The sequence below is a fragment of the Vicinamibacterales bacterium genome (genome assembly GCA_041659285.1).
Classification (GTDB): Bacteria; Acidobacteriota; Vicinamibacteria; order Vicinamibacterales; family UBA2999; genus 12-FULL-67-14b.
In genome coordinates this window covers 531,429-554,526 of sequence record JBAZYO010000001.1, presented here as the reverse complement: position 1 = coordinate 554,526, position 23,098 = coordinate 531,429, and the positions used below count along the sequence as shown (strand labels likewise).

Below are 23,098 nucleotides of genomic sequence, written 5' to 3'. Positions count from 1 at the left end.
GGAACACATGGTCCTGGTCATCGACAACTACGATTCGTTCACCTACAACCTCGTCCAGTATCTGGGCGAGCTGGGCGCCACCATCGTGGTGCGCCGCAACGACGAGGCGCCGCTCGAGGCCCTGCGGGCGCTGGGCCATTCGCGCGTCGTGATCTCGCCGGGGCCCGGGCGGCCGGAGCAGGCGGGCGTGTCGCTCGCGGTGATCAAGGAGTTCGGGACGCGGATGCCGGTGCTGGGCGTGTGCCTGGGCCACCAGGCCATCGGCCTCGCGTTTGGCGCCGACGTGGTCCGCGCGCCGCTGCCCATCCACGGCAAGACCTCCACCATTGAGCACAACGGCCAGGGCGTGTTCGCCGGCATTTCGACGTCATTCCAGGCCGGGCGGTACCACTCGCTGGTGGTGGCTGAGGCGACGATGCCGCGTGAGCTCGAGATCACCGCGCGCACGAAGGAAGACAACCTCGTGATGGGCATCCGCCATCGCGAGCTGCCAGTTCACGGCGTGCAGTTCCACCCAGAGTCGGTGCTGACTAACGAAGGCCGCCGCATTCTCCGCAACTTCCTCGAGATGTAGCCATGTTCCCAGCCCTGATCGAGAAGCTCCGCCGCCAGGAAGACCTGACCACCGCTGAAGCCGCGGCGGCCATGGCCTCGATCATGAAGGGCGAGGCGGCGCCGGCGCAGATCGCCGGGCTGCTGATCGGCCTGGCCATGAAAGGCGAGCGGCCGGCCGAACTGGTGGGGCTGGCGCAGACGATGAGGGCCAATGCAGTGGCGGTGCCGGTCCAGCCCGGCCCGGTGTTCGACACCTGCGGCACCGGCGGCGATCGCTCGGGCACGTTCAACATCTCCACGGCCGCGGCCATCGTCATGGCGGCGTGCGGCACGCGCGTGGCCAAGCACGGCAACCGGTCGGTGTCGAGCCAGTGCGGCAGCGCCGACGTGCTCGAAGCGCTGGGCGTGAACATCCAGGCCGCGCCCGAAGTCGCCGCGCGCTGCCTCGCTGAAGTGGGCATCGCGTTCTTCTTTGCGCCGACCTTTCACCCGGCGATGAAGCACGCGGCGCAAGCCCGGAGAGATCTCGGCGTGCGAACGGCCTTCAACCTGCTCGGCCCGCTGACCAACCCGGCCCGGCCCACCCGGCAGATCGTCGGCGTGCCCAAGCCGGACCTCACGGAACTGATGGCGCGGTCGCTGTCCCTGCTCGGGTCGGAGCGGGCGTGGGTTGTGCATGGCGCCGATGGCCTCGATGAGCTGTCAACCACCGGCTATACGAAGGTGTCGGAATGCCGGAACAACGCCGTCCAGACCTTCTACGTGCATCCGGCCGACTTCGGCCTGGCCAAGGCCTCGCCGGACGCGCTGAAAGGCGGTGACGCAACCGCGAACGCCGCCATCATCCGCGCCGTGCTCGACGGCGCCAAGGGCCACGCCCGGGATGTGGTGCTCCTCAACACCGGCGCCGCCTTGTTCATCGCCGGGCAGGCGGACACCGTGCGCGCCGGCATCGCCCAAGCGGCCGCAGCCATCGACAGCGGCGCGGCGCGCCAGGTGCTGGCGCGCCTGGTGGCCGTCTCGAATGGAGCGAGCGCGTGAGCGTCGCCCCGCCCGATCTGCTCGAGGCGATTGTCGCCGCCACACGCGCGCGCGTGGACGCCGCGATCGCGCGCGAGCCTCGCGCCGCGATCGAACGGCGGGCCATGGCCGTCGCGCCGAACGGCTCCGCCTTCGCGGCCCGGCTGTCGCGGCCAGATTCGATCAACATCATCGCGGAGTGCAAGCGACGCTCGCCATCGCGCGGCGTACTGCGAACGGCGTACGAGCCGGTGGCCATCGCCGCCGGATACCAGCGAGCGGAAGCCGCCGCCATCTCGGTCCTGACCGAGCCCGGGTTCTTCGACGGCTCCCTTGACCACCTGTCGGCCGTGCGCGCGGCCGTGACGATCCCGCTGCTGCGCAAGGACTTCATGGTGCACGAGTACCAGTTGCTCGAGGCGCGCGCCGCCGGCGCCGATGCCATCCTGCTGATCGTGGCGGCGCTGACCGACGCGGAACTTCGCGCCCTCGCCGCCGCCGCCGGCAGCCTCGGCCTCGCCGCCCTCGTCGAGGTGCACAACGTCGAGGAATGCGATCGGGCGCTGGCGGCGGGCGCCTCGATCATCGGTGTGAACAACCGGAACCTGCGGACGCTGCAGGTGGACCTCGAGGCCTCGCAGGTCATCGCCGCGCGGATTCCAAAGGGAACCATCGGCATCAGCGAGAGCGGCCTCAAGACCCGCGACGACTTGCGGGCGATGCGGGCGCTCGGCTACCAGGCGTTCCTGATCGGCGAGCGGTTCATGATCGAGCCGGACCCGGGCGCCGCCCTCGCCGGGCTGATCGCCTCGCTTGATACGCCGCTTGCCCACCGTAGCCTTGGCGAAGGTGGGCCATGACGGCGATCAAGATCTGCGGGATTACCCGGCGTCAGGATGCGGAGGCGGCCGTCGAGTTCGGTGCCGATGCCCTGGGCTTTGTCCTGTGGCCGGGGAGCCCGCGGTACACGGACGTGAACTCGGCCGGGGCAATCATTCGAAACCTGCCGCCCTTTGTGACGCCGGTCGGCGTGTTCGTGAGTCCCACGGCGGATGACGTCGCGCGCGCGGCCGACGCCGGCCTCCGCATTGCCCAGATCCACGGCGAGGTGCCGGCGTGGGCGGGCGGCCGTGGCCCCATCCCGGTGCTGAGGGCAGTGCACCTGGGGGCCGGCGCACCGGAGACGATCGAGCCGGCGGTCGATGACACCACCGTGCTGCTGGACGCGAACGACCCGGTTCGCCACGGCGGCACCGGACAGACGGTGAACTGGACGCGGGCCCGTGCCGTGGCCGCCCGGCGCCGCGTGGTGCTGGCCGGAGGGTTGACGCCGTCCAACGTGCGCGAGGCCATTCAAACGGTCCGGCCGTACGCGGTGGACGTGGCCTCCGGCGTGGAAGCGGCGCCGGGCGTGAAAAACCATGACCTGTTACGGCGGTTCATCCAAACCGCCAAGGAGACGGTGTGAGCAAGGCAACAACCTGGTTTGGGCGTCGGGATCCCGACGCGCGCGGCTACTACGGCGCGTTCGGCGGGCGTTTCGTGCCCGAGACGCTGGTCGCGCCGATCGAGGCGCTGGAACAGGCGTACTTCGAGGCGCGGCTCGACCCCGCGTTCGCCGCGGAACTGCAGCGGCTGCTGCAGCACTACGTCGGCCGCGAGACGCCGCTGTGGGACGCCCGGCGGTTGAGCGAAGCCTGCGGCGGCGGCCGCATCCTGCTCAAGCGCGAGGACCTGACCCACACTGGCGCGCACAAGATCAACAACGCGCTCGGCCAGGCACTGCTCGCCAAGCGCATGGGCAAGGCCCGCATCGTCGCCGAAACCGGCGCCGGGCAGCACGGCGTCGCCAGCGCCACCGCCTGCGCCCTCCTCGGCCTCGAGTGCGTGGTCTACATGGGCACCGAAGACATGCGGAGGCAGGCGCTCAACGTCTTCCGGATGCGGCTGCTCGGCGCCACCGTTCGCGGCGTCGATTCGGGCAGCTGCACGCTGAAGGACGCCATCAACGAGGCCATGCGCGACTGGGTGGCGCGTCCGGACGACACGCACTACCTGCTCGGCTCCGCGCTGGGCCCGCATCCCTATCCGCTGATGGTCCGCGAGTTCCAGTCAGTGATTGGCAAGGAAGCGCGCGAGCAGTGCCTCGCCCAGGTCGGGCGGCTCCCCGACGCGGTCATCGCCTGCGTGGGCGGGGGCAGCAACGCCATCGGCATCTTCGACGCCTTCATCGACGACCCGAACGTGCGGTTGATCGGCGTGGAGGCCGGTGGCGAGGCCATTCGCTCGGGCCGCCATGCGGCCCGCTTTGCCGGCGGCGCCGCCGGCGTGCTGCAGGGGACGCGCACCTTCGTCCTGCAAGACGAGCACGGCAACATCGAAGCCACGCATTCGGTGTCGGCCGGCCTCGACTACGCCGCCGTCGGACCCGAGCATGCATTCCTCCAGGCGACCGGGCGCGCGGATTACTACTACGCGACCGACCAGGAGGCGCTCGAGGCCTTCCAGGACCTGGCCCGCCTCGAGGGGATCATCCCCGCCCTCGAGTCGGCGCACGCGATTGCCTACGTGCGCAAGGCCGCCAGGTCGTTCGGACCCGACGCGGTGTTGGTGGTGAACCTGTCGGGGCGCGGCGACAAGGACGTGCAGACCGTGGAGCAGATTCTGAAGGAGGCCGGCCGTGTCTCGGATTAGCGAGCGGTTCAAGACGCTGCGCGCAAACAAGCAGACCGGCCTGGTCACCTACGTGACCGCCGGCGACCCGGATCTCGCGCGGTCGGCCGAGATCATCAAGCGCCTCGACCGGGCGGGCGCCGACGTCATCGAGCTGGGCGTGCCGTTCTCCGACCCCCTGGCCGACGGCCCGGTCATCCAGCGGGCCACGGAACGGGCGTTGGCCGCGGGAACAACGCTGCCCAAAGTCCTGGGCATGCTGGCGTCCATCCGTCCGGAAATTTCGGCCCCGGTCGTCATCTTTAGCTACGCCAATCCGATACTCCGGATGGGTTTGGACAACTTCGTGCGGGAGGCCAGCAAGGCCGGGGTGGATGGCGTGCTGACCCTGGACATGCCCCCTGAGGAAGGCGAGGCCTTCCGGACGGCATTCGCCGAGGCAGGGATTGATACAATTTTCCTGTTGAGCCCGACGACGACGGTCGAACGGATTCGGCGGGCATCCGAACTGGGCAGCGGGTTCCTCTACGGCATCTCGCGGTTGGGCGTGACCGGCGTGCGGGACACCATTGACGATTCGGCGCGCGACCTGGCCGCCCGCGTGAAGGCGGAGACGACGTTGCCGCTGGCGCTCGGATTCGGGTTGTCGCGGCCCGAGCACATCAAGGCGGTCGGCCAGTGGGCCGATGCCGCGGTGGTCGGGAGCGCGTTGGTGAAAGTGATTGCCGAGCACGGACAGGCCCCCGGCCTGCTGGACGAGGTGGAACGGTACGTGCGATGGCTGCGGAATTGAACCTCGACGCGTTGCGCGACGAGATCGACAAGATCGACGAGGTGATCGTCCGCCTTCTCGATAGCCGCGCGCGGTGCGCGTATTCGATTGGCCGCTTGAAGCACGAGCTCGGCCGGCCGATCTACGAACCGTCGCGCGAAGCCGCCGTGATTGCGCACGTGCGGCAGGTGAACGAGACACTCGGGGGGCCGCTCGACGGCGACGCGGTGGCGCGGTTGTACGAACGCATCATGGACGAGGCCCGGCGCATTCAGCGCCTGGAAGCCGAGCGTGATGCGCGCGAGAAGAAGGTAAAGGACTAATCATGGTTGTCGTAATGAAAGAGCGGGCGAGTGACACCGAAGTCGAAGCGGTGATCGCCAGCCTCGTCGAAATGGGCATGGACGTCCACCGCTCGACCGGCGCCGCGCGCATCGTGCTCGGCGTGGTCGGCGGCGGTAAGGTGGACCCACGGCTGATCGAGCTGATGGCCGGCGTGCACGAGGTGCTGCGCATCACCCAGCCCTACAAGCTGGCGAGCCGGACCTTCAAGCCCGAAGACACCATCATCACCATCGGCGACGTCCGCATCGGCGGCGACGAGGTGATCGTGATCGCGGGACCGTGCTCCGCGGAAAGCGAGGCGCAGGTCCACGCCACCGCGGCGGCGGTCAAGCGCGCCGGCGCCAAGATCCTCCGCGGCGGCGCCTTCAAGCCGCGCTCATCCCCCTACAGCTTCCAGGGGATGGGGGAGGCCGGCCTGCAACTGCTCCGCTCCGGTGCCAACGCGCACGACCTGAAGCTGGTGACCGAAGTGATGGACGCCAACCAGATCGAGGTGATTGGCAAGTACGCCGACATCTACCAGGTCGGCGCGCGCAACATGCAGAACTTCACGCTGCTCCGCGAGCTGGGGCGCACGCGCAAGCCCATCCTGCTCAAGCGCGGCATCGCCGCGACCATGGAAGAGTGGCTGCTGTCGGCGGAATACATCCTGGCCGGCGGCAACACCGACGTCATCCTGTGCGAGCGTGGCATCCGCACCTTCGAGACGTTCACGCGCAACACGCTCGACCTCTCGGCCATCCCGATCATCAAGGAACTGTCGCACCTGCCGATCTTCGTCGACCCGAGCCACGGCATGGGCCGCCGCGACAAGGTGGCGCCGATGGCGCGCGCCGCGGTGGCCGCTGGCGCCGACGGCCTGATCATCGAAGTGCACAACGACCCCGACCACGCGCTCAGCGACGGCGCCCAGTCGATGTTCCCGGCGCAGTTCGATCGGCTGATGGCGGAACTGCGGATCATCGCGCCGGCGATCGGCCGCAGCATCTGCCTCGAACCGGTCGCCCGCAGGGGCTGGGCCCGCTGAGTGCCTGAAACGCAGCCGCGGCTCGCCATCGTCGGGCCGGGGCTGATCGGCACCTCGGTGGCCCTGGCCGCGGCGCGGCGCTGGCCGGGCCTCGAGGTCCGCACCGTCGATCGGGGCGAGCCGCTCGACGCGATCGGCGACTCGCTGGTCGTGGTGCTGGCGATGCCGGTGGACGCGATCATCCAGACCCTCCCGCGGCTCGGGGCGATCATCCATCCCCAGGCGCTGGTCCTCGATACCGGCAGCACCAAGCGCGCGGTGATGGCCGCGGCGGCCGCGGCGCCGTTGCCGCAGTTCGTCGGTGGTCATCCGATGGCCGGCGGTACCACGCCCGGGCCGTCCGAGGCGCGGGCCGACCTGTTCGACGGCCGCCCGTGGTTCCTGGCCAACCCGGATGCACCGGCTGCCGTCCGGCGCGCGGTCAAGTTCGTGGAAGCGCTGGGCGCGCAGCCCGTCGTGCTGTCGGACCGGGGCGAAGAGCACGACCGGCTGATGGCGGCCATCAGCCACCTGCCGCAAATCGTCGCCAGCGCGCTGATGGCGACGGTGGCGCGCGCGGTCGGCCCCGATAACCTGCAGTGGGCGGGGCAGGGGCTGCGGGACACGACGCGGCTGGCGCAGAGCCACGCCGCCATGTGGGAAAGCGTGCTGGCCTCCAACAGCCAGGAGCTGAAGCCGCTGCTTCGCGTCCTCGCCGCCGAACTGGTCACGCTGTCCGATCGACTGGACGACCGCGATGCGGTCCGGGCGCTGTTCGACGAAGCGGCACGGGCCAAGGCTTCCTGCCTATAATCGAGGCCATGAACAAGGTCTTGGCCACCGCCGACGAAGCGGTCGCCGCGATCCCCGACGGCGCCAGCATCATGATGGGCGGCTTCGGGCTCTGCGGCATTCCCGAACACCTGATCGCCGCGCTCCTGCGCCGCGGCACGAAAAACCTCACCATCGTCAGCAACAACGCCGGCGTGGACGACTATGGCGTCGGGCCGCTGCTGAAGTCGCGGCAGGTCCGCAAGATGATCTCGACCTACGTCGGCGAGAACAAGGAATTCGAGCGGCAGTTCCTCCAGAAGGAGATCGAGGTGGAGCTGGTGCCGCAGGGAACCTTCTCCGAGCGGATGCGCGCGGCCGGCGCCGGCATCGGCGGATTCTTCACCCCCACCGGGGCCGGTACCCTGATCGCCGAAGGCAAGGAAAGCCGCGTCATCGACGGGCGCACCTACATCCTCGAGGCACCACTGCGCGCCGATTTCGCGTTCGTCAAGGCGTGGCGGGGCGACCGCGCCGGCAACCTGGTCTACCGGAAGACCGCGCGCAACTTCAATCCGGTGATGGCGACGGCGGCGCGCCACACCATCGCCGAAGTCGAGGAGTTGGTCGAGGCCGGTGCGCTGGATCCGGACGGCATCCATACCCCCGGCATCTACGTCAAGCGCCTGCTGCAGGGGCCGGCGTACGTCAAGCGCATCGAGAAACGGACCGTCACCAATGGATAAGCGCGACCGCATCGTCCGCCGCATCGCGCAGGACCTGCGCGACGGCGACTACGTGAACCTGGGCATCGGCATGCCGACGCTGGTGGCCAACTGTGTGCCGGCCGGCGTCGAGATCACGCTGCATTCAGAGAACGGCATGCTCGGCGTCGGCCCGTATCCGCGCGAGTCGGAAGTGGACGCCGACCTGATCAACGCCGGCAAGGAAACGGTCACCGAGCTGCCGGGCACGTCGTATTTCAGCAGCGCCGATTCGTTCGCCATGGTGCGGGGCGGCCACATCGACCTGACGGTGCTGGGCGCGCTCGAAGTGGATGAAGCCGGCAACCTCGCCAACTGGATGATTCCCGGCAAGATGGTGAAGGGCATGGGCGGCGCGATGGACCTGGTGGCCGGTGCCCGCAAGGTGGTGATCGCGATGGAGCACACCACGAAGGACGGCGGTCACAAGATCCTGCCGACGTGCACGCTGCCGCTGACCGGTGTCAAGGTGGTCAACCAGATCGTCACCGAGCTGGCGGTGATCGACGTGACGCCTGACGGCCTGCTGCTGAGAGAGATCGCGAGCGACACGACCCTCGCGGCAGTGATCGCGGCGACCGGCGCCACACTGCGGGTGGCCGAGCCGCTGGGCCGGTTCTGAGCGCACGGGAACTTACCGCCGGCAACCCTCGTCCGTACGAGTGGGTCACATCCGGCTGAAGCCGGATTCCACATCTGAGGTGCCGATGCGTTACGCGCTGCTGACGTTCGTCCTGGCCGGTTTCGTGTCTCAGAACGCCGCGGCCGCGCAGGTCACGGACGTGACCACCTACCGGCTGACCGGGACGCGCATTGCCATCGGGCAGGACGTCCACATCGAGCGCAACGAAGAGGTGACCGACGCCGCCGTGGTGGTGGGCGGCTCCCTCACCGTTGACGGCCGCGTCCGCGACGGCATCGTCGTCGTCGGCGGTGATCTGCGGCTCACCGCCACCGCCGACGTGCGCGGCGACATCGTGCTGGTAGGCGGCCAACTGCTTCGTGACGAGGGCGCCCGCCACACCGGCAGCATCAACTACATTTCGTTTGGCGAGTGGTCGCGGCGCACCTTCGGCTGGCTCCCGACCTTCGAGTTCGGCGACTTCGGCCGCTGGCTGAGCCTGGCCGGCACCTTTGCGCGCCTCTCGCTGCTGGCGGTGCTGATGGCCTTCCTGCTGATCGTCGCCCGCGCGCCGGTGGCGCGCACCGGGCGGACCGCCGCCGCCGAACCGGTCCGCGCCGCGCTGATCGGGTTGGCCGCGGAGATCTTCTTCGTGCCGTTCCTGATTGCCGCGTCCATCGGCCTCGCGATCACCATCGTCGGCATCCCGTTCGTGGCGCTGCTGGTGCCGATCGCGCTGGTGATTGCCGTGTTCGCACTGGTGCTGGGTTTCACTTCGCTGGCGTGCCGGCTCGGCGAATGGCTTGAGGATCGCCTCGGCTGGCAGCCGGGAAATGCGTTCCTGGCCACGGCGATCGGGTTCTTCCTGATCATCGGCCCGACGCTGGCGGCGCGGCTGATTGGCGTGGGCCCCGACGCGCTTCGCCCTGGAGCATTCGCCCTGCTGATGGTCGGCCTCGCGATTGAGTTCCTGGCGTGGACGATTGGGCTGGGCGCGGCGATTCTGACCGGGCTCGGGCGGTGGCACACGGTGCCGCCCCCCATTACGACTGGAACCGCTCCGCAGGCGCCGAGCGTCGCTTACTGATCGCCGCCGGGATTGCCGAGACCGGGGCGGACCTGCACTAACGTGTTGGCCGACGCCACCACCTTGGTGCCCTTCTTCAGCAGCAGGCGAATGCGGAAGCCGCCGGCGTTCTGGTATTGGTGCTCGACGGTGTAGCGCCGCTTGATCTGGCTCTTCCCGGCCACGTACGGTTCGCAGTCGGCTTCAGCGGTTGACGTCGTGAGATCGCCCCACTCCCATTCCACGGTGGGGCAGTAGAACTCCTCGTTGTCTTCGGCCCCGCCCTTCACCTCGGCCACCACCACAATCCGCGCCGGCGCGAACGACACGGCCGGCGTTGCCTTGAGTGATAAGCTAGGTTTTTTGTTACCGCCCTGCGCGCGGGCCTGCAGGGCATTTGACGGGATGATGAGTAGCGCGCTGAACGCCAGGATTGCTGCCTGAGCGACGCCTGTTTGTAATTGCATGGCAAGGTCCCCGCAGGCGGGGCGCAAAGGAATTCTAACCCAACATGCACGTTCCTTACGAAGTGCCTCGTGTATCCGTGGGCAGCGCCACCCCCGGCGCGGCCGACGTTGACCTCGTCATCATCCCCATCGCCCAGGACCACACCGCGTCGGCCATTGGTGCCTACGACGCCGTGTTTGGCGGCGATCTGGGCTCGGCGTTGGAGCGCGGCGAGTTCCACGCGAAGGCCTGCGAGATCTACGTGCCACGCACCCCGGGCAAGGGCTGGCGTGCGTCGCGGGTCGTGTTCGTTGGTGGCGGGCCGCGGGCCGAAATCGACGCCGAGCGCGTCCGGCGCATGGCGGTCACGGCGGCGCAGGCCGCCCGGACCCAGCGTCACGGCCGCATCGCCTGGGCCGACGTGGAGCCCGGCACGCTGACGACCGCCGCGCGCGTGGAGCTGGTGGCCGAGGGCCTGACCGTCGCCAACTTCGACAACGGCGTCCACAAGAGCCGCAACGATCACCCGTTCTTCATCACCGACGCCGTGATTCTCACCGGGCCAGACGCCGCCACGGCCGCGGCCACCGGGCGCGGCACGGGCGAGTCGATCAACGCCGCGCGGGTCCTGGTCAACGAACCGGGCAATTTCCTCACGCCGCGCATCCTCGCCGAAAAGGCGGGCGACCTGGCGGCGGTCCCGGGCATCAAGGCGGAAGTGCTGGACGAGCGGCAGATCGAAGCCCTCGGCATGGGCCTGCTGTTGGGCGTGGCCCGCGGCAGCGTGGAGCCGCCGCGGTTGCTCGTGCTGCGCTACGAACCCGCCGGCGCGCCGGACGGCCAGACCCTGGGCCTGGTCGGCAAGGGCATCACGTTCGACACCGGCGGCCTCTCGCTGAAGCCCGCCGACGGCATGGAGCGGATGAAGGACGACATGGCCGGTGGCGCGACCGTGGTCGCCGCCCTGCGGTCCATTGCGCTGCAGAAGCTGCCCATTCGCGTCATGGCCATCGTGCCGATGACCGAGAACATGCCGGGCGGCAAGGCGACCAAGCCGGGCGACATCCTGCGCGGCGCCTCGGGCCTGACCGTGGAGGTCAACAACACCGACGCGGAAGGGCGGTTGGTCCTCGGTGACGCGCTCTGGTACGCGCGGCAGCTGGGCGCCACGCACCTGATCGACGTCGCCACGCTGACCGGCGCCGTCGTCGTGGCGCTCGGCAAAACCACCACGGGCCTGTTCGGCACGCCGCAGCCGTGGGTTGACCACATTCGTGCCGCGGCGGCCAGCGCGGGCGAGAAGGTCTGGCCGTTGCCGCTCTTCGACGAGTACCGCGAGCAGCTGAAGAGCGAGATTGCGGACATGATCAACAGCCCCGGACGGCCCGCGGGCTCGATCACCGCGGCGATGTTTCTCAAGGAATTTGCCGGCGACGGGCCCTGGGCCCACCTGGACATTGCCGGCACTGCCTTGGCGGAGGAAAGCAAGCCGTGGCAGCCCAAGGGCGCGACCGGGGCCATGATCCGCACGCTGATCGACGTCGCGAGAGGCGGCCTTCCGAAATAGAATCGATCCGTGCAGGATCCCCAGGCCATCACCCCGACGATCGTCCAGATTGTCACCGACCAGCCGGCGAAAGAGCTGGGCATGGTCGACGTGGCGGTGGCGGCCTTCGGCCTTACCGGCGTGATCATGGTGGCGGCCGTCGTGGCCGGCCTGCTGGCGGGGGCGCTCTATATCTGGTACCGCTCACGCCGCGCCATCACCATCATCGAGGCGCGCGGCAACCAGCACAACCTGTTCCGCGTCTAGCGCTCCTGCGCGGCCATGGTCGTCTGCGTCTTGAGCGACCGCCGATAGCGCATCACCGCGTTGAACAGCGATTCCGCAATCTTCTGCTTGTAAGCCGCGGTCTTGAGGAGCGACAGCTCCTGCTTGTTGCTGACGAACGAGATCTCGGCCAGCACGCTCGGCATCGCCGCGCCGATGAGCACCACGAACGGCGCCTTCTTCACACCCCGGCTCCGCACTTCCTTGTTGGATTTCCGCAACCCGGTGATCAGCGACTCTTGCACCATGTTGGCGAGGTCGCGTGATTCGTCCAGCTTGTTGTTGAGCGCGATGGCCTTGATGATGTCCGGCAACTGGTGCATCTCCCGCGCCGACGCCGAGTTCTCGCGGGCGGCCACGGCTTCCGCTTCGGGAGACGAGGCGAAGCTGAGGAAGAACGTCTCGATGCCCTTGGCGGCGAGGTTGCGGCTGGCGTTGGCGTGGATCGACAGGAACATGTCGGCGCTCTGCCGGTTCGCCAGTTCCGTGCGTTCCTCGAGGGGAATGTAGACGTCGGTGCGCCGCGTCAACACGACTTCCAGACCCGGTTCCTTGGCGAGCAGTTTTTCGAGCCGCAGCGCGACGTCGAGGACGAGCGTGGCCTCGTTCATGCCCTTGCCCAGCACGCCGGGGTCGTGGCCACCGTGGCCGGGATCGATCACGATGCGGGACACCCCGAGGCCGAGTTGGCGGGCCATCGAGAAGCCGCCCGCGCCGTTGGCCGCGGGCGACGACGGCGGTGCCGGGGCCGGCATGAGAGGGGAAGCGAGCGGCGTCGCCGGTGCGGGAGCCGCCGCGACCGTGGTTGTCCGCGGTGCGAGAGCCGGCGCGGCAACGGCCGGCGGCGCCGGCGTGGGCCGGCTGATCTCGGTCGGCGAGGGCGCGGCGGCGAGCGGCAGTTCGGACACCACCGTGTCTGGCGCGACCACGCCGGGGCTCTTGACCGTGCGCGGCACCGAACGTTCCGCGTCGATCACCAGCCGGAACGGGCTGTAGAGGGTGAACACGCTGTAGCGCGACACCTGTTCCAGGTCCAGTACGACGCGAACAGTGCTGTCGGGATGGCGGCCGACGCGAATCTTGCTCACGATGTCGCCCGGGTAGTTCAGCACCTTGTCCGTCAGGGCCGGCGTCAGCTGCACGCCCTTGAGGTCGAAGAAGAGACGCGCCGGTCCGGCGATGCGTTCCTCGCGATACGTCACTTCGCGGTCGAGTTCGAGCGTGACCCGCACCGTGTCAGGCAGCACCGTGCGCTGGATGCCGATCAAGGTGGCGGCGGTCGCGGGTGCGGCAACTGCAACAGGCGCAGCGGGAGCAACGAGTGCCACCGATGCCGAGGCGGCCGGCTGAGGCGTGGCGAGCATCCCCGGCTTTGTCAACGCCGCGAGCTGCTGATTCGCCCGCCTGACCAGCGAGCTCGTCGGATATTCCTGCACCAGCCAGCGGTACAGGCGCGCCGCGCGGTCCCGGTCCTCGGGGCGATTGAACTTCTGGTAGGCCGCGTCGGCCAGGCTCGCCGCCTGCCACAGCGCGTTGTCGGCGTAGCCGCTGGTGGGGAAGCGGCGCACCAGGGCCTCGAACGAGGCGATCACCTTGCCGGCCTGCGCCATCACACCATCGGCCGGCGCGGCCTCGGCGTTGTTGGTCAGGAGGACGCGCACCTTCTCGTCGCGCTCCGACGCGGACTCGAAGCGCTCGCGCGCCGTCTGCGCGAACGCGGACGCCGACACCACGAGCGCCATGACAACCGCCATCGTCGTGCGTCTGAGCGCAAGAGTCTGCGTCATCTGCGTCATCTGCGGCCCCCTTCGACTCGGTGGCCTCCGGCCACCTCGCTCAGGGCAGGCTGGCTGTCCTGCGTCATCGGAGTTGGGCGTCCACTTCCTCGAAGTACTCGCGGCCAACCAGCACTTCCCTCGGCTTGCCGCCGGTGGCGGGCGACACCAAACCTTCGGCCTCCATCATGTCCACCAGGCGCGCCGCGCGGCTGAAGCCGATGCGCATCTTGCGCTGCAAATACGAGATCGACACCTGCCCGGCCTGCACGACGATGCGGGCGGCCTCATCGTAGAGGTCGTCCTTCTCGTAAAGCAGCTCCTGGTTGGCGGTCTTCGCTTCTTCCGTGATGGTCTGGTCGTAGACCGGCTTGCCCTGCTTGCGGAGGAAGCTGGCGACGCGCGCCGATTCCTGCTCCGAGATGTAGGGGCCGTGCAGCCGGGTGTGGCGTGACGAGGCCGGCGGCAGAAACAGCATGTCGCCCTTGCCGAGCAGCTGCTCGGCGCCGTTGCTGTCGAGAATCGTGCGCGAGTCGATCTTCGACGACACCCGGAACGAGATGCGCGACGGCAGGTTGGCCTTGATCAGGCCGGTGATCACGTCCACCGACGGCCGCTGCGTCGCCAGGATCAGGTGGATGCCGACCGCGCGCGCCATCTGCGCCAGGCGGCAGATCGACTCTTCCACTTCGTTGCCGGCCACCATCATGAGGTCGGCCAGCTCGTCCACCACGACGACGATGAAAGGCAGCGGCCGGTTGGGCTTGCCTTCGGGAATCGGCTCGCCGGATTCGATCACCGCGCGGACGTTGCGGTTGAACTGTTCAATGTTGCGCACGCCGTAGGCGGCGAGGGTCTTGTAGCGCTCTTCCATTTCGCGCACGGCCCACCGCAGCGCGTTGGCGGCCTTCTTCGGATCCACGACCACCGGTGTCATCAGGTGCGGAATGTCCTCGTACATGCCCAGCTCGAGGCGCTTCGGGTCGACCATGATCATCCGCACGTCGTCCGGGGTGGCGCGATACAGGATGCTGGTGAGAATCGCGTTGAGGCCCACCGACTTGCCGGAGCCGGTGGACCCGGCGATCAGCAGGTGGGGCATGGTCGCCAGGTCCGCCATGAACGGCTCGCCGTGAATCGTCTTGCCGAGCGCGAAGGTCAGCTTCGAGGTGGACCGCGTGTAGGTGTCAGACTCCAGCAGCTCGCGCAGCGAAATCGCCTCGCGATTGGGATTCGGAATCTGGATGCCGACCGTGGCCTTGCCGGGGATGCGATCGATCAGCACCGACTCGGCCTGCATCGCCAGGCAGAGGTCGTCGGCCAGGCTGGTCACCTTGGAGTACTTCACGCCGGCGTCGGGCTTGAACTCGAACGTCGTCACGACCGGCCCCGGGTGGATCTGCACCACCGAGCCTTCGACGTTGAACTCGCGGCATTTCTCCTCGAGCAGCCGCGCGGATTCCATCAGCTCGCGCTCGTCGATCTTGCGTTCAGCTTTCGGCGCATCGAGCAGCGACACCGGCGGCAGCGTGTACGCGCCCAGTCGCCGCTCGACGTTGCGCTCCGGCTCGGGCAAGGGCAGGGACGGGGCCATCGGCGTCTTCGCCGGCGCCTTCTTGACCACCGGCAGCGCCCTGGTGGCCGCGGTCACGGGCTCCTCGTCCAGGTCGCGGGCGGCCGCGCGCTCGCGCGCCGCCGGGGACAGTTCGGGGCGTTCGATCTTCGCCGGCTTCCGGTCGCCCTTCTCGGCCTTCGCCGCCACCGCGGTGTCTTTCTTGCCGTACTTCTCCAGCACTTCGCGGCGTTGCTGGGCCTTGCGGCGCTCCTCGCGCCACAGCCGGAACGACTCCATGCCCTGGCCGCCGAGGCCCTGGATCGCGCCAAACCCCGCGCTGAACAGGCGGCCGAACGAGACCTGGGTGGAGATGATCACGGCCGCGACGATCAGCGCGAGGATGACGATCACCGACCCGGTGCGGCTGAGGTAATCGGACATGAAGCCGCCGAGCCACTCACCGAGATAGCCGCCGGCGCGGAACGGCCGCGGCCCGAAGTCGACGCGGCCGAGGGTCAGGCCCAGGAAGGCGCTGCCGCAGGCCAGCAGCATGCCGGCGCCGATCATCTTGGTGTAGGCGGCGTCGATCTTGCGGCACCAGAAGTAATGCCAGCCGGCCACGGCGACCACCGCGGGCAGCAGGTACGACGCGTAGCCCAGCAACTGGAACGACAACTCGCCGAGGAACGCGCCGACCCGCCCGGCGAAGTTGGCCGGCACCTCGTGCGTGCCGGTGCTGAAGAACCACACCGGGTCGTTGGGGTCATAGGTCGCGAGCGCGATCAGCCAGATGAGAGTCATCGCGAACAAGGCGACGCCCACCACCTCACTGACGCGGCGCGATAGGGCAGAACCTGATGCAGCCACTCGGTCGTCTCCTCAGATTTCGATCACAACCGGCAGCACCATCGGGCGCCGGCCGGTCCGCTTCTTCAGGAAGCGCCGCAACTCGGTGCGGATGCGCTCCTTCATCAGTCCGGGATCGGTGCGTTCTTCAACGCTGCATTCGTCGATCGTGTTGGCGACCACGCGGGCGCCTTCCAGCAGGACGTCCGCGGTGCCTTCGTCGCTGACAAACCCGCGCGCCACCAGTTCGGGCACGCCTTCAATGACGCCGGTGCGCGCGTTGATGGCGACCACCGTCATGACCATGCCGTCAATCGAGATGTGGCGGCGATCGCGCAGCACCTCATCGTCGACCTCGCCGACGCGGGTGCCGTCGATCAAGACCCGGCCCGTCGGCGCCTTGTCGGCGATGCGGCCGCCGTCGGCGTCGAAGCGGAGCACGTCGCCGTTCTCCGCGGTCAGCACTTCCACCCCGGTGGGCAGGCCGCGGGTCACGAACTTCGCCACCTTGGCGTGGCGCGCCAGCTGGCGGAACTCGCCGTGGATGGGCACGAAGTACTTGGGCCGCACCAGCGAGAGCACCAGCTTGAGCTCTTCCTCCGACCCGTGGCCCGACACGTGCACGTGCTTGCTCGACTCGGTCACCACGTCCACGCCGCGGCGGGCGATGTGGTTCATCACCCGGCCGATGGCCTTTTCGTTGCCCGGGATCGCGCGCGCCGAAATCACCACCCGGTCGCCTTCGACCAGGCGCACGTGCCGGTGGTCGTTGATGGCGATGCGCGACAGCGCGGCGTTGGCTTCGCCCTGCGATCCGGTCACCAGGCAGACCACGTCCTGGGCGGGGAAGATCGAGACATCACCGTCCTTGATGACGACGCCCGACTGCAGGTGCAGGTGGCCGAGGCGCTGGGCGATCACCGAGTTCGCGTTCATGCTGCGGCCGACGAAGGCCAACTTGCGGTCGAACTGCGCCGCCAGGTCGGCCACGATCTGCAGCCGGTACAGGCTCGACGCGAACGCGGCAACGACGATCTTTCCTTCGGTGCTCGTGAAGATCTCCTCGAAGGCGTCTTCGACGTCCATCTCCGAACCGGTGTAGCCGCGGCGATCGATGTTCGTACTGTCGCAGAACATGGCCAGCACGCCCTCGGCCCCGAGCTGGGCGAAGCGGTGCAGGTCGAAGGCCTCGCCGTCCATCGGCGTCTGGTCAACCTTGAAGTCGCCCGTGTGCAGCAGCACGCCTTGCGGCGTGCGGATCACCACGGCGACGCAGTCGGGCATGCTGTGCGTGACCCGGATGAATTCCAGCGTGAACGGACCGACCGCGATGACGTCGCCCGGCTTGACGTCCACGGTCTTGGGATCGAGCCCGTGCTCCTCGAGCTTCTTGCCAACAAAGGCCAGCGCCAGTGGGGTGCCGTAGATGGGGCCGTCGATGTGGGGCAGCGCGTAGGGCACGCCGCCCATGTGGTCCTCGTGCCCGTGCGTGAGGACCAGCGCCTTGACCTGGCCCTTGCGGGCTTCGAGATAAGCGAGGTCGGGAACGATCAGATCCACGCCGAGCTGGTCGGCCTCGGGGAACATCGCGCCGGCGTCGACAACGATGGTGGTATCTCCACACGAGATGGCCATCATGTTGAGGCCGAACTCGCCGAGGCCGCCAAGCGGCACCACGTCGACTGCAAGCGCCGCGGCCGGAGCCACGGGCACGGACACACTCATGCGATATCCCAGCCGGGCGTGACTCCACGCCCAGGGAAAACTAGCAAGGCAACCGTGGACTCTGGCGAGCCGGCAAGGTCACCTGTTCAGGCCGCTGGGAGCGCCTGTAAAACGAGGCGGGTTTCGTCGGAAACTATAGCACAGCTTCAACTTCCGGCCCGGCGGGTTCTAGCTTATCTGTGTCTAATCTGTGTCTAACCTGTGGCCGTGGAAGGCGCGGAACAGGGCCGCGAACTCGGCCAGATCCAGCGTCTCCGGGCGGCGCCGGCCGTCAATCCCGGCTGCGGCGAGCGCCGCCACCGGCGAGACCGACCGTTCCGCCCCAAACGGCTTCAATGCGTTGGCCAGGGTCTTCCGGCGTTGGGTGAACGTGGTCCGGACCATCCGCACGAACCCGTCCATGTCGGGAATTTCCACCTTGGGTGGGCGGAAGGCCAGGCGGACGACGGCCGAATGCACCTGCGGCTGGGGCCTGAACGCCCCCGGTGGCAGGGAGAGGAGGCGCGTCACGTCGGCGTGGACGGCGGTCAGCACGGTCAGGACGCCGTAGTCTCCGGTCCCGACCTTGGCGACCAGCCGGTCGGCCACTTCCTTCTGCAGCATCAGGATGGCGTCGCGCACGCCGCCGGTTGACGACGCCAGTTCGAGCAACGCAAACAGGATGGGCGACGAGATGTTGTAGGGGAGGTTGCCGACCACCCGGACGGCATGTCCCGGCCCCAGGGTCCCGCCCAGCCACTCCGAGAGCGCCGCGGCCAGGTCCACGTCGAGCACGTCGCCGACAATCACGGTCAGGTTCGCGGGCTTGGTGGCCTCGAGCTCCGCTGCCAGATCGCGATCGACCTCCACGGCGAGCATGCGGCCGCACTGCGCCGCCAGCGGCCGCGTGAGAGCGGCCCGGCCGGGGCCAATCTCGAGGATGTCTTCATCCGGTTTCGCCGCCACGGCCTTGACGACCTTGGTGACCCAGGCGGACTCGAGAAAGTGCTGCGCAAAACGCTTACGGGCCCTCACGGCTGCGGCTCCTCGTCTTCGTCTTCGTCTTCGCCGGCGGCCTCATCGTCGGGATCGACTTCGCCCCGCAGCCAGCGTTCTTCATGGGGGGCAATCTCGTGTTCCTCCATGCCGAAGTAGTGGCCGAGCTCGTGGATCAACGTCTCGCCGATCGCCACGATGATCTCGTCCTCATCGCCGTCGCATTCGTCTTCGATGGGACCCTGGAACAGCGTGATGCGATCCGGTAGCTGGTTGCCGTAGCCAAACCCGCGCTCCTTCAGCGGCGTGCCCTGATACAAGCCGAGAAGCGTGCCGTCGTCATCCACGTCGAGCTCGTCCAGCAGTTCGTCGGCGGGCTCGTCTTCGATGACGATGGCGAGGTTGTGGATCTCCCTGGCGAAGCGGCGCGGAATCAGGTCGATCGCTTCCTGCACGAGCGACCGAAACTCCTCGCGGGTCATCGGCGTGCCTTCTTGGCCTTAGCCCGCGGTCGGGATGTGGCGTGCGGCTTTGCCCTCGATGTGGCGCCCGGCCGGACCTTGCCAACCGGCTTGGTCACGGCGCCCGTCCGGTAGAAGTCGCAGTCGGGGCGCACGTGACAGCGCGGGCACAGCGGCGCCGGGCGGCACACGCGCCGGCCGTGAAGAATCAGCGTGTCGGACGCGCGGGTCCAGCGCGCCGGCGGCAGCAGGTCGCACAACTGCGTCTCCACCCTGACCGGGTCATCACCGTGAGCCAGGCCGATGCGGTTGGCCACGCGTAGCACGTGCCGATCCACCGGGAAACCCGGGACCCCCAGCGCGTGCCCGAGCACGACGTTGGCGGTCTTGCGGCCGACGCCCGGCAACGCGGTCAGCGCTGCCATCGACGCCGGGACCCGTCCCTGGTGTTTCTCCAGGAGGATGGCCGACATGCCGATCACCGACTTGGCCTTCTGCCGGAAGAACCCGGTGGCGTGGACCAGGGCCTCGAGTTCCGGCGTGTCCGCACCCGCCATCGCCTTCGCGTCGGGGAATCGCGCGAACAGCGCCGGTGTCACCAGGTTGACCCGCGCGTCGGTGGATTGCGCCGACAGCATCGTCGCCACCAGCAGCTCGAACGCGTTGCGATGCACGAGTTCCGTGTCGGCGCCGGGATGGTGCCGATCGAGCGCGTCGAAGATGCGCATGACCGCCGGGGGAGTCTTCACTTGAGTGGCGAGCCGCTCTGCGTCATCCGCGGCCCTAGTGAATGGGGCCCTTGCCCGGGGGAAGGGGCGGCGGCGCCTGGTGCGACTCGGAGTAAACGCGCATGTTCTCCTGCAACGCCGCAATCAACGTGGGAATGAACTGCACGGGCAGCACCAGCTTCGCCCGCACCGGCGCGCGCACCACGTGCTCGGCTTCGGCTTCCTTGATCTCTTTTTCCGACAAGGGCTGCACCTCGCAGAAGGTGAGCGTGAAGTCGAAGGGGGTGTGATTGACCGCGCAGAAATTGGCGTAGGTGCGCGGTTCGGGTCCGCCGTCTTCGGGGACGATGGTGAAGTTGATCTGTTTGCGGTCGCTCATGTTGGGGCCTGCTGGGCTCTAGGCTATCACCCCAGAGCGCGGGGTCTGACCCCAAGTGGGAAATGCTCGAGGGGTCTGACCCCAACGCAGGATCGTCAGCACGAAGGGGACAGACCCCTCGGCACTGCTTGCTCGGGGTCAGTCCCCTAGTACTTCCGCATCACCCCGACGACCACGCCCTGGATCTGCAAGCCGTCCGGCTCGACATAGATCGGCTGCATGGCGGGGTTGGCGGGCTGCAGGCGGATGCGGTTGGCTTCCTTGTAGAACTTCTTGAGCGTCACGTCCTGGCCGCCGACGAGCGCAATCACCATGTCGCCGTTGTCGGCGGTCTTGCGGTCTTCCACGACCACCCAGTCGCCGTCGCGGATCTGTTCGTCGATCATCGACTCGCCGCGCACCCGCAGCACGTAGGTGTCGCGCTTGCCGGCGACGAGCGAGTCGGGCACGCTGATGGTCTCGTTGCCGGCCACGGCCTCGATCGGCATGCCGGCGGCGACATAGCCCAGCATGGGCAGTTCGATGGCGCGCCCGCCCGAGCGGCTGGGGAGCAGTTCGACCGACCGGCTGCGGTTCCACGCCCGGCGAATGAAGCCTTTTTCCTGGAGGTTGGTGAGGTGCTTGTGCACCGTCGCCAGCGACGACAGGTTGAAGCGCTCGCCGATTTCTTCCAGGCTCGGCGCATAGCCGTGCTGCTGGATGAATTCATTGAGATAGTCGAGAATTTCGCGCTGGCGCTTGGTCAGTGGTTGCATAAAAGTGCACTCCGGAGAAATCGGGTTGCTCCGTTTCTTCGCCCTGAACAGGAAGCGTAAACAAACAAAAGGCGAAAGTCAATCCCGCGGAAAGATGGCGCATACTTCGTTCAACCTTCCGCGACCCTGCCGGTCTAATCCCTACAGCAGAGGAACGCGGTCATGACACATGGATCGGCAGTTCGACAAAATTGGGCGCCGGCGGCGTCAACGGGGTGGACGGTGACGGTGGCCAAGCCATCCGGCCCGGACGCGCCGGTCGCGGCCGGTTTCGCGGACATGGACGACGCGGCGCTGGTCGCGGCATCGGTGGAAGGCCGCAAGGACGCCTTCGACGTCATCGTCGAACGCCACCGGCGCACCGTCTACCAGGTCTGTTACCGCTTTGTCAGCAATCACGAAGACGCGAGCGACCTCTCGCAGGAGTCGTTCGTGCGCGCCTGGCGCGGCCTCAAGAACTTCAAGGGCCAGTCGGCGCTCTCGACCTGGCTCTATCGCATTGCGGTGAATGTGTGCCTCAATCGCGTGAGCGCGAAGACGCCGGCGACCGAGCCGATCGAGTCCACCGACCACTTCGAAGACACGCGCATCGAGGGGGCGCAGAGCGCGCTGCTGCGCGAGGAGCGCGCCGCGACGGTGCGCAGGGCGATTGCGTCGCTGCCCAAGAAGCAGCGTGCCACCCTGATCCTGCGGACGTATCACGACCTGTCGCACCAGCAGATCGCCGACATTCTCGGCAGCTCCGTCGGCGCGACCAAGGCCAACTTTTTCCACGCGCTGGCCAACTTGAAGAAGATCCTGGGTAACGAACCATGACGCACCTGACCTCCGACGAACTCGTTGACGCCCTCGATGGCGTGCTCGAGACGGCCCGGAAGGACCACCTCGACGCCTGCCCGCCATGCCAGCAGCAACTGGCCGACCTGGCCGCCGTGCTCCGGGATACCCGCGACGTGCCGGTGCCCGAGCCATCGCCGTTGTACTGGCAGCACCTGTCGGAACGCGTGCGCGCGGCGATTGACGCCGAACCGCTCACCGCGGGCGGGTGGCGCCACTGGCTGCGCTGGCCCGTGCTGGTGCCGATCGGCGCGCTCGCGCTGATCGTGATGGCGCTGATGGTGGCGGTGCCCCGCCAGCAACCGGTCACGACCACGGCGGCCGTCACCGGCGCCCCCGACACGGACACCGAAGTCGCACCCGCCGCGGCCGGCGACGACAGCTGGGTAGTGGTGGCGGACCTGGTCGGCGACATCGATTGGGACACCGCGGTGTCGGCTGGGCTCACGGTCGAACCGGGGGCCGCCGATCAGGCGGTGCTCGAACTCACCGCGGCGGAACAACAGGAACTCACGCGCTTGCTGAAGGCGGAGTTGACAAGGGCCAAGTCATGACCATGCGAACTTTCGTCGTCGCCGCGGCAATCACGGGCGCGCTCCTGGGCGGCTCGCTGTCGGCACAGGACTTCCAGGCGCAGCCGCAGGGCCCGGCGCGGCCGCCGTTGCCGGGGTTGGACAACGGCGACATGTCGCCGGCGGAAATCCAGAAACTCTTCGACGCCTACCTCGTGATGGAGGCCCAGCAGGCGCTGTCGTTGAGCGACCAGCAATATCCGCAGTTCCTGACGCGCCTGCGCGCGCTCCAGGACACGCGGCGCCGCAACCAGCAGGATCGAATCCAGATCATGGGGCAGTTGCAGCGGATGACCAATCCGCGCGCCAAGGGCGCCGACGACGCCACGGTCAAGGAACGCCTGACGGCGCTGCAGGAGCTGGAGTCGCGCACGGCCGCGGAAATGCGCAAGGCCTACAACGCGCTAGACGAGATCCTCGACGTCACGCAGCAGGCCCGCTTCCGCGTGTTCGAGGAACAGATCGAACGGCGCAAGATCGAGCTGCTCATGCGCGCACGGCAGCAGACCCGTCCCAACCAGCAGCCGGGGCAGCAGCCCATCCGCCGCCCGAACCAGCCGCCCCCGGGAAAGTAGCCTCAGGCTCCAGCCGGAGGTGATTCGGCGCCCGGCAGGCGTA

Annotated in this window: 26 protein-coding genes; 17 read left to right on the top strand and 9 right to left on the bottom strand. The window is 68.3% G+C overall.

Features of this window, described 5'->3' with window-relative positions; all coding sequences use genetic code 11:
* The first annotated feature begins 7 nt into the window (after positions 1 to 7).
* From WC815_02525 to WC815_02470, 12 genes are all read left to right on the top strand, one after another.
* Positions 8 to 574 (top strand): aminodeoxychorismate/anthranilate synthase component II, encoded by a 567-nt coding sequence (locus WC815_02525; GenBank protein MFA5907629.1) that lies wholly within the window; start codon positions 8 to 10, stop codon positions 572 to 574.
* Between the two features lie 2 nt (positions 575 to 576).
* Positions 577 to 1,596, top strand: coding sequence for an anthranilate phosphoribosyltransferase (trpD, locus tag WC815_02520; GenBank protein ID MFA5907628.1), 1,020 nt, complete (start codon positions 577 to 579; stop codon positions 1,594 to 1,596).
* The gene (trpC, locus tag WC815_02515) at positions 1,593 to 2,435 is read left to right on the top strand and encodes an indole-3-glycerol phosphate synthase TrpC (GenBank protein ID MFA5907627.1); all 843 of its coding nucleotides are present in this window, start codon (positions 1,593 to 1,595) and stop codon (positions 2,433 to 2,435) included. Before trpD ends, trpC begins: the two co-directional genes overlap by 4 nt.
* A complete protein-coding gene (locus WC815_02510; protein ID MFA5907626.1) occupies positions 2,432 to 3,043 on the top strand; it encodes a phosphoribosylanthranilate isomerase in 612 nt (203 codons plus the stop codon). The genes trpC and WC815_02510 overlap by 4 nt, the downstream gene beginning before the upstream one ends.
* Positions 3,040 to 4,269 (top strand): tryptophan synthase subunit beta, encoded by a 1,230-nt coding sequence (gene trpB, locus WC815_02505; protein MFA5907625.1) that lies wholly within the window; start codon positions 3,040 to 3,042, stop codon positions 4,267 to 4,269. The genes WC815_02510 and trpB overlap by 4 nt, the downstream gene beginning before the upstream one ends.
* Positions 4,256 to 5,041, top strand: coding sequence for a tryptophan synthase subunit alpha (gene trpA / locus WC815_02500; GenBank protein MFA5907624.1), 786 nt, complete (start codon positions 4,256 to 4,258; stop codon positions 5,039 to 5,041). Before trpB ends, trpA begins: the two co-directional genes overlap by 14 nt.
* Complete coding sequence (gene pheA / locus WC815_02495) at positions 5,026 to 5,343, top strand: chorismate mutase (protein ID MFA5907623.1); 318 nt, start codon at positions 5,026 to 5,028, stop codon at positions 5,341 to 5,343. Before trpA ends, pheA begins: the two co-directional genes overlap by 16 nt.
* A 2-nt stretch (positions 5,344 to 5,345) precedes the next feature.
* Positions 5,346 to 6,392, top strand: a complete 1,047-nt coding sequence (gene aroF, locus WC815_02490) for a 3-deoxy-7-phosphoheptulonate synthase (GenBank protein ID MFA5907622.1) — start codon at positions 5,346 to 5,348, stop codon at positions 6,390 to 6,392.
* Entirely contained in the window at positions 6,393 to 7,184 is a 792-nt protein-coding gene (locus WC815_02485; GenBank protein MFA5907621.1) for a prephenate dehydrogenase/arogenate dehydrogenase family protein, read from the top strand. It begins immediately after the preceding gene.
* Positions 7,185 to 7,192: 8 nt separating this feature from the next.
* Complete coding sequence (locus tag WC815_02480; protein ID MFA5907620.1) at positions 7,193 to 7,888, top strand: CoA transferase subunit A; 696 nt, start codon at positions 7,193 to 7,195, stop codon at positions 7,886 to 7,888.
* Complete coding sequence (locus tag WC815_02475) at positions 7,881 to 8,528, top strand: CoA transferase subunit B (GenBank protein MFA5907619.1); 648 nt, start codon at positions 7,881 to 7,883, stop codon at positions 8,526 to 8,528. The genes WC815_02480 and WC815_02475 overlap by 8 nt, the downstream gene beginning before the upstream one ends.
* 85 nt (positions 8,529 to 8,613) lie before the next feature.
* Positions 8,614 to 9,615 (top strand): polymer-forming cytoskeletal protein, encoded by a 1,002-nt coding sequence (locus tag WC815_02470; protein ID MFA5907618.1) that lies wholly within the window; start codon positions 8,614 to 8,616, stop codon positions 9,613 to 9,615.
* Here WC815_02470 and WC815_02465 read toward each other — a convergent pair.
* Positions 9,609 to 10,061, bottom strand: coding sequence for a hypothetical protein (locus WC815_02465; protein ID MFA5907617.1), 453 nt, complete (start codon positions 10,059 to 10,061; stop codon positions 9,609 to 9,611). The two genes, WC815_02470 and WC815_02465, sit on opposite strands and share 7 nt — an antisense overlap.
* Before the next feature lie 62 nt (positions 10,062 to 10,123).
* Between WC815_02465 and WC815_02460 the strand changes: the two genes are divergently transcribed.
* Both WC815_02460 and WC815_02455 read left to right on the top strand, forming a co-directional pair.
* Positions 10,124 to 11,608, top strand: a complete 1,485-nt coding sequence (locus WC815_02460; GenBank protein MFA5907616.1) for a leucyl aminopeptidase — start codon at positions 10,124 to 10,126, stop codon at positions 11,606 to 11,608.
* A 9-nt stretch (positions 11,609 to 11,617) separates the two neighbouring features.
* The gene (locus tag WC815_02455; protein MFA5907615.1) at positions 11,618 to 11,854 is read left to right on the top strand and encodes a hypothetical protein; all 237 of its coding nucleotides are present in this window, start codon (positions 11,618 to 11,620) and stop codon (positions 11,852 to 11,854) included.
* Here the strand turns inward: WC815_02455 and WC815_02450 are convergent.
* From WC815_02450 to lexA, 8 genes are all read right to left on the bottom strand, one after another.
* Complete coding sequence (locus tag WC815_02450) at positions 11,851 to 13,659, bottom strand: N-acetylmuramoyl-L-alanine amidase (protein MFA5907614.1); 1,809 nt, start codon at positions 13,657 to 13,659, stop codon at positions 11,851 to 11,853. The two genes, WC815_02455 and WC815_02450, sit on opposite strands and share 4 nt — an antisense overlap.
* 73 nt (positions 13,660 to 13,732) lie before the next feature.
* Positions 13,733 to 16,069 (bottom strand): DNA translocase FtsK, encoded by a 2,337-nt coding sequence (locus WC815_02445; GenBank protein MFA5907613.1) that lies wholly within the window; start codon positions 16,067 to 16,069, stop codon positions 13,733 to 13,735.
* A 12-nt stretch (positions 16,070 to 16,081) separates the two neighbouring features.
* Positions 16,082 to 17,773: a ribonuclease J gene (locus WC815_02440; protein ID MFA5907612.1), complete on the bottom strand. Its 1,692-nt coding sequence runs from the start codon at positions 17,771 to 17,773 to the stop codon at positions 16,082 to 16,084.
* 183 nt (positions 17,774 to 17,956) lie between these two features.
* Positions 17,957 to 18,787 (bottom strand): 16S rRNA (adenine(1518)-N(6)/adenine(1519)-N(6))-dimethyltransferase RsmA, encoded by an 831-nt coding sequence (gene rsmA, locus WC815_02435; GenBank protein ID MFA5907611.1) that lies wholly within the window; start codon positions 18,785 to 18,787, stop codon positions 17,957 to 17,959.
* Positions 18,784 to 19,230, bottom strand: a complete 447-nt coding sequence (locus WC815_02430; protein ID MFA5907610.1) for a metallopeptidase family protein — start codon at positions 19,228 to 19,230, stop codon at positions 18,784 to 18,786. The genes rsmA and WC815_02430 overlap by 4 nt, the downstream gene beginning before the upstream one ends.
* On the bottom strand, positions 19,227 to 19,937 hold the full coding sequence (gene nth / locus WC815_02425) for an endonuclease III (protein ID MFA5907609.1): 711 nt from the start codon (positions 19,935 to 19,937) through the stop codon (positions 19,227 to 19,229). Before nth ends, WC815_02430 begins: the two co-directional genes overlap by 4 nt.
* Before the next feature lie 55 nt (positions 19,938 to 19,992).
* A complete protein-coding gene (locus WC815_02420) occupies positions 19,993 to 20,316 on the bottom strand; it encodes a DUF3467 domain-containing protein (protein ID MFA5907608.1) in 324 nt (107 codons plus the stop codon).
* Between the two features lie 146 nt (positions 20,317 to 20,462).
* A complete protein-coding gene (lexA, locus tag WC815_02415) occupies positions 20,463 to 21,071 on the bottom strand; it encodes a transcriptional repressor LexA (GenBank protein MFA5907607.1) in 609 nt (202 codons plus the stop codon).
* 228 nt (positions 21,072 to 21,299) lie between these two features.
* On the opposite strand from lexA, the gene WC815_02410 reads away from it, so the two are divergent.
* Genes WC815_02410 through WC815_02400 form a run of 3 tightly spaced genes read left to right on the top strand, consistent with a single transcriptional unit; the run spans position 21,300 to position 23,055 of the window.
* Complete coding sequence (locus WC815_02410; GenBank protein MFA5907606.1) at positions 21,300 to 21,887, top strand: RNA polymerase sigma factor; 588 nt, start codon at positions 21,300 to 21,302, stop codon at positions 21,885 to 21,887.
* The gene (locus WC815_02405; protein ID MFA5907605.1) at positions 21,884 to 22,462 is read left to right on the top strand and encodes a hypothetical protein; all 579 of its coding nucleotides are present in this window, start codon (positions 21,884 to 21,886) and stop codon (positions 22,460 to 22,462) included. The genes WC815_02410 and WC815_02405 overlap by 4 nt, the downstream gene beginning before the upstream one ends.
* Complete coding sequence (locus WC815_02400) at positions 22,459 to 23,055, top strand: hypothetical protein (protein MFA5907604.1); 597 nt, start codon at positions 22,459 to 22,461, stop codon at positions 23,053 to 23,055. Before WC815_02405 ends, WC815_02400 begins: the two co-directional genes overlap by 4 nt.
* Positions 23,056 to 23,098: the final 43 nt, after the last annotated feature.

Bases quoted from the DNA above. Each gene is read 5' to 3' on its own strand.
- aroF (MFA5907622.1), top strand. From the start codon at position 5,346: ATGGTTGTCGTAATGAAAGAGCGGGCGAGTGACACCGAAGTCGAAGCG.
- WC815_02510 (MFA5907626.1), top strand. From the start codon at position 2,432: ATGACGGCGATCAAGATCTGCGGGATTACCCGGCGTCAGGATGCGGAG.
- WC815_02420 (MFA5907608.1), bottom strand. From the start codon at position 20,316: ATGAGCGACCGCAAACAGATCAACTTCACCATCGTCCCCGAAGACGGC.
- WC815_02450 (MFA5907614.1), bottom strand. From the start codon at position 13,659: ATGACGCAGACTCTTGCGCTCAGACGCACGACGATGGCGGTTGTCATG.
- nth (MFA5907609.1), bottom strand. From the start codon at position 19,937: ATGCGCATCTTCGACGCGCTCGATCGGCACCATCCCGGCGCCGACACG.
- WC815_02405 (MFA5907605.1), top strand. From the start codon at position 21,884: ATGACGCACCTGACCTCCGACGAACTCGTTGACGCCCTCGATGGCGTG.
- trpD (MFA5907628.1), top strand. From the start codon at position 577: ATGTTCCCAGCCCTGATCGAGAAGCTCCGCCGCCAGGAAGACCTGACC.
- lexA (MFA5907607.1), bottom strand. From the start codon at position 21,071: ATGCAACCACTGACCAAGCGCCAGCGCGAAATTCTCGACTATCTCAAT.
- WC815_02400 (MFA5907604.1), top strand. From the start codon at position 22,459: ATGACCATGCGAACTTTCGTCGTCGCCGCGGCAATCACGGGCGCGCTC.
- WC815_02465 (MFA5907617.1), bottom strand. From the start codon at position 10,061: ATGCAATTACAAACAGGCGTCGCTCAGGCAGCAATCCTGGCGTTCAGC.
- pheA (MFA5907623.1), top strand. From the start codon at position 5,026: ATGGCTGCGGAATTGAACCTCGACGCGTTGCGCGACGAGATCGACAAG.
- WC815_02430 (MFA5907610.1), bottom strand. From the start codon at position 19,230: ATGACCCGCGAGGAGTTTCGGTCGCTCGTGCAGGAAGCGATCGACCTG.
- WC815_02475 (MFA5907619.1), top strand. From the start codon at position 7,881: ATGGATAAGCGCGACCGCATCGTCCGCCGCATCGCGCAGGACCTGCGC.
- WC815_02525 (MFA5907629.1), top strand. From the start codon at position 8: ATGGTCCTGGTCATCGACAACTACGATTCGTTCACCTACAACCTCGTC.
- WC815_02470 (MFA5907618.1), top strand. From the start codon at position 8,614: ATGCGTTACGCGCTGCTGACGTTCGTCCTGGCCGGTTTCGTGTCTCAG.
- WC815_02480 (MFA5907620.1), top strand. From the start codon at position 7,193: ATGAACAAGGTCTTGGCCACCGCCGACGAAGCGGTCGCCGCGATCCCC.
- WC815_02440 (MFA5907612.1), bottom strand. From the start codon at position 17,773: ATGAGTGTGTCCGTGCCCGTGGCTCCGGCCGCGGCGCTTGCAGTCGAC.